The 4767-nt window shown below is 64.5% G+C and carries 5 protein-coding genes and 1 pseudogene; 3 read left to right on the top strand and 3 right to left on the bottom strand.

Going from position 1 to position 4767, the window contains the following annotated elements; translation table 11 throughout:
- The first annotated feature begins 13 nt into the window (after nucleotides 1-13).
- Nucleotides 14-1078, top strand: a complete 1065-nt coding sequence (locus tag GWI24_RS40510) for a hypothetical protein (RefSeq protein WP_308344255.1) — start codon at nucleotides 14-16, stop codon at nucleotides 1076-1078.
- 122 nt (nucleotides 1079-1200) lie between these two features.
- Here GWI24_RS40510 and GWI24_RS40505 read toward each other — a convergent pair whose 3' ends face one another.
- Complete coding sequence (locus GWI24_RS40505; RefSeq protein ID WP_210951020.1) at nucleotides 1201-1389, bottom strand: hypothetical protein; 189 nt, start codon at nucleotides 1387-1389, stop codon at nucleotides 1201-1203.
- 910 nt (nucleotides 1390-2299) lie between these two features.
- Between GWI24_RS40505 and GWI24_RS40500 the strand changes: the two genes are divergently transcribed.
- Nucleotides 2300-2860, top strand: coding sequence for a hypothetical protein (locus GWI24_RS40500; protein WP_210951019.1), 561 nt, complete (start codon nucleotides 2300-2302; stop codon nucleotides 2858-2860).
- Nucleotides 2861-3395: 535 nt separating this feature from the next.
- Here GWI24_RS40500 and GWI24_RS40495 read toward each other — a convergent pair.
- The gene (locus GWI24_RS40495; protein WP_210951018.1) at nucleotides 3396-3773 is read right to left on the bottom strand and encodes a hypothetical protein; all 378 of its coding nucleotides are present in this window, start codon (nucleotides 3771-3773) and stop codon (nucleotides 3396-3398) included.
- A 214-nt stretch (nucleotides 3774-3987) separates the two neighbouring features.
- Between GWI24_RS40495 and GWI24_RS40490 the strand changes: the two are divergent.
- Nucleotides 3988-4293, top strand: a pseudogene (locus GWI24_RS40490) (serine hydrolase); the annotation flags it as partial.
- A 227-nt stretch (nucleotides 4294-4520) separates the two neighbouring features.
- On the opposite strand, the gene GWI24_RS40485 reads toward GWI24_RS40490, so the two are convergent.
- A partial coding sequence (locus tag GWI24_RS40485) for a hypothetical protein (RefSeq protein ID WP_210951016.1) occupies nucleotides 4521-4767 on the bottom strand: 247 nt, incomplete at its 5' end.

Here is a 4767-nt window from a genome sequence, read left to right as displayed (position 1 = left end):
CTAGGATCCACGCGTGATTAGGGAAGCTGCGTTGCGTGGGTACCTTCTGGAAGAGGTTCTGGCCTGGCTGCTGCGGTCCAGCGGGTTCGAGGCCCTCACCGCGCAGGACGACCAGGACAAGCCACCGTGGAAGGTGTTGGAGGAGCGCAAGCACGGGTTGGTAGTGCGTGGTCGGGGAGCTTGGCATCAGGCTGACGCACTTGGGCAGTTCCGATACGTGCCACCGTTCTCCCTCCCAGTCCGCCTGTTCGTCGAGGCGAAGTACCTCACCTCGAAGCCGGTGGAGCTGCCTACGGTTCGCAACGGCCACGGTGTCATCCACGACGTGAACGAGGGCGTAACCACGACGCTCGTCGCGACCTCGGGCCCTCGGCGGCCGAGGACTCGATACCGCTACAACTACGCAATCTTCTCCACGACCGGATTCTCCAAGGAGTCCCAGGATTACGCCCTGGCGCACCAAATATCCTTGATCGACTTGTCCATGCCTGATTTCAAGAAGCTGAGGGACCTGGTCAAAACGACAGCGGAGACCCTTCATGCGGAGATGCAGGCCACACCGGCGCCCCAGCGGCCACGCGTATACGAGATACGGAAGTACCTCCGCGGTCCTCTGCTGGACTTGGCACAGGGGGACGTGAGCCTGCAAAACAGTTTCCGAGAGCCGCTGGACGACCTGGCACAGGCACTGTGGAGTCGATCGACGCTCGGACTCATCCTCGCCTTCCCCGCTGCCCCCTTCGTGCTCGGGTTGGCCTCCGACGACTTGTACGGCTTCGTGGACTACGCGAAAGAGCAGCCAACTCACGCTGTCCGACTCCGGCGTATCAATCACACAGCCCCTCACCCTGTCTGGGAACTTCGCCCGGCCGCCAATCCGGACGCCTATGCGCTGACTTTCGGACTGCCGGAGCGAGTGGAAGCGTGGATCCTCGATCAAGACGAAGGCACGCCGTCACGAACGCGGTGGGTGAAGAGAAGCATGCTCTCCACCATGACTCTGTACTGGATGGACGGGGAACACGCCCACACGTTCCAACTCCGGTACGAGCCGGGCGAACTCCGCGACACCGGCTGATTTTTCGGGGCCGTAGATGAGCCCGCCCAGGGTAACGGGCGCACCCACGGCGCGCCTGTGTCAGTTCCCTGGCCGTCGGTGGTCGACGGTCCGGGTCACCACCACGGAGGCGGAGGAGCGGATCAGCGGGCGACCCAGGACTTGTCGAGCGCTTTCTGCAGGCGGGCGTCCGCGAGGCCCGGCGACCCGGACGGGATCACCAGGATGTTGCCGACGCGGACGGCCGTCTGCTTGACGACCGTGTGCCGCCCGCTGGCGAAGTAAGTGAGCTGCAGACTCCACCGCTGCTCGCCCAGTTTCGGAGCGGGCAACTGTTGGGCGCCTGTATCGGGCGCGCGAATTCGCAGGTTCCTAGAGGCGGCCGGACAGGTACCCGCGTGCCGGTCTGCCGATTTCGATGCCTTGACTCGTGGGTTCCTGTCAACGGCAGCGGCCCGTTCGACTGAGTGATCACGTGATCGCTGGGTGCACGAACAACTCATATCCCGCTTGCGGCATGACTTTTCGTTCCTCGATCGGCGGTGGCCTGTCTGAGGTCACGCAATTCCCCACGATATGCATGGCCAGCGTCACGTGATTCCTCACCGGAGCTGGGGTCATGATGGGCCGCCCGACGACTGAGCCACATCATCGTCCGTGCCCCGTACCGTTCGCCAGCAGGGGTAGGTGGTGCGCCCACATCACACTGTTGCGCATCTGCAACAGAGGGGGTAATGCACCGCCCGGTCGCCCGAATGCCATGCAGGGCTATCGGGCGACCGGGCATCCCTCAGCGCGAGAGATGCCGCCCCATCATCGGAAAGCGAGAAGAGGATTCCATGCGCGCATTACCCAATACTTCATAAACATAGAAGAAAAAGAGGCACATGATCTCTGGTCACCGACACCCCAACCCCCGCGTGGCGGCCGAGCTGCGGAAGCACAAGAAGACCAGCCATTACGTCCCAGAGCACGACCAGAACGGGCATCGCTGGGGCTAGCTGCACTGCCTGGGGTGCGGCAAGAAGTATCGAGTCCACGGAACTCCAGAGTCCGGGGACACCGAAGCCAAGAAGATCGCGAAGTTCGTGCGCCAGCACGAGACCACCTGCTGGTAAGCGCGTTTCTTGTAAGGGAGGCATCTCGATGGCCCGGGCCCCCCTGGGAGCGGCCTTCTGTGACTGCCCCCAGGGGGTCGCCCGGACCGTCTTTCCCCCTATGCGCCACACCAAGGACACAACCATGGCCATGACCAGATGGGACTTCACACTCATCCTCAACCGGCAGCTCACCCCCGCCGAGGCGGACGCACTCGACACCAGCGATGAGCTCCTGTTCGCCACCGGTGCCGTCTCCTACACCACCGGCGGCCCCGGCACCTCCGAGCTGGACTGCGACATCGAGGCCGACAACGTCATCAAGGCCGTTACCTACACCACCCGGGCCCTGCGCCGGATCGTGCCCGATCTCAAGCCTGTAGCAGCCCGCCACGACGACACCGTCACCCTTGGCGAAGCCGCCCTCCGCTGCACCCGTAGTCGGCAGAATCTCGTCCAGCTCTCGAAGGGACAGCGCGGCCCCGGCGGCTTCCCCCCGCCCGTTACCACCACTGGCGGAACCGCCCTCTACTCCTGGGCCCAGATCGCCGACTACCTTCGTGCGCTCGGGGATGACATCTCCGCAGTGTCGTGGGACCTGGCCACTGTCGACCTTGCGCTGAGGCTCGCAGCCGCCCAGAAGAAAGTCGACCAGGCTGCGATCGGAGAACTTCTGCAAGCCCTCGACCACTCCGACGCCGCCTAACCCAAAGGACGGGGTTCCGCTGCTACTGCATCAGCTGAGTGTGCGGCTGGCCCGGTCGGGGAGGGCGTCTCGGCGGCGCTCCGCCCTGGCCTTGCGGCCGCCTGGACAACTCTGACCAGTCTGAAAGACGGTCTCGCTATTAGGCGGCCTGGGGCCCTCTGGCACTTTGGGGAACCGACGCGCGGTCACCGTCCCCATGTCCTCGAGGATTGCGGTGTCAGTGCCCTTCTGGCCCATTACGTGACGTTTGAAGCTTGGGAATTGACTGCCAGTCGACAGTGGCCCACAGTCAACCGGAGCGAGGAGCCCCCGCAAGTCGCTCGTGGCCACGCCACCGAGGAAGCTTGGTTGTGCGCTCGGGGTGGGCGGCCTGATGTAGCACATGGGCGTCTGCGCGGTGATGCCGAACAGCCGTATAAGGTGCAGCGGATCGGCCTTGTCGAACGCCTCGTCCAAGATGCGGTCCTCGCGCGGTCATCGTCGCGCCCTTCGGGAAGACCTTACGCACGGTCGCGATAGACACCGGTGGCCGCTCCTAGTCGAGGGCCGAGCGCTGGCTGACCAGCAGATACGGGTTGGCCGAGGCAGGCCAGCGACGGTGCCGGTAAGTGAGCCAGTCGGCAGCGAGCTGGTGAGTGAACTCCTCCAGATATACGGTGTGCCGCAGTAGCCTGCGGCAGACCTGAACCGTGCCGCGCGACAGGTCGAGGTCCTCGGTGAGCAGGGTACACGCCACGTGCCCGGGTAGCGCGTGGACGGCCACCAAGGCGATCACGAGGCAGCCGAAGGCGGTCTTCACCTGAGTCAGCAGCCCAGCGAGCACTTCGGAGGGCACCGACCTCGGCAGGCCGCCGCCGAGGTTCCGGGTGGGATCTCGGAAGACGACCCACTCCTGCCGCAGGGCCCGGAACAAGCTGCGTAGGCAGACGGCAAGGTGACGTCCCGGAGCTCCACGCCGGTCGGCGACAATAGTCTCGATGTCGTCGGGGGTTGTCATGCCATGGGCGGCCCAGCCGGTCAGGACGGGCTGGAGGGCAGCGAGGTAACGGCGGATGTAGTCGAGCCGCGAGGCTGGTGTTCGCGCCGGCCCTGGCCGCGCGACGAGTCAAAGGAACACCTCGACCTGTGAGGTGGACGGTACGCGCCTGCTTATTTCGGAGACCCTGGAGTCAGCGACCAAGGAGCAGGCCGGCGGGAAGGACCAGGTGATGCTGATCCCGAGCCGATTCAGTAGCGGATACATGCTGCCCACCGAGACCAACCCGATATTTGGGCCAAGCTCTTTGGGCCACATGGGACGAGGCGGCTCGCTCGGCTTCGCCGACTTGGAGCACGGCGTCGCCTTCGGCTACGTGATGAACAACATCATTGGAGGAGCCGACGATGTGCGTGCGGCTTTGCTCGTTGACGCAGTTCGAAGATCTTTGGTGTGAGGCGGGAGCGACCACTTCGAGCAAATGGTGTGACGATCGGCTCTCTCAACCCCGCAGTGCGACTCAATGAGGGCAGCCACCACCAAGATCAGTACATGGTCAGCTCACGCTGGCCACTCATTGCCCGGCTCAGCACCGAGCCCGACGCCGGGCCACCGTCCCTCACCCCGGCCTCGTGCGCCTCATCGTCTCTTCCCTGGCGTATCACCATGGAAGAGACGATGATCTCAGCGAGCTACCGTGATACGAGGCAGCGCCTTGTTGCGCTCGGGCCCCATAGCCATGCCGATGCGGCCCTCGATACGACGGATGGCCCGGACCGGACTGTCGTCTTTGAGCGGGATGACGTACGCGGTGGTCCAGTCGATCGCCTTGCGGACATCCCGGGCATGCTGGGCAAACCGAGTGGCGACCCCAACCGTGGTGGAGCCGACATAGAGAACTCGGCCAGACCAGCCACACACGACGTAGACC

Origin of the sequence: Streptomyces sp. MK37H, assembly GCF_018035285.1 — a bacterium.
Lineage (GTDB): Bacteria > Actinomycetota > Actinomycetes > Streptomycetales > Streptomycetaceae > Streptomyces > Streptomyces endocoffeicus.
The sequence above is the reverse complement of the archived record's forward strand: the minus strand, read 5'-3'. Positions and strand labels throughout refer to the sequence as shown.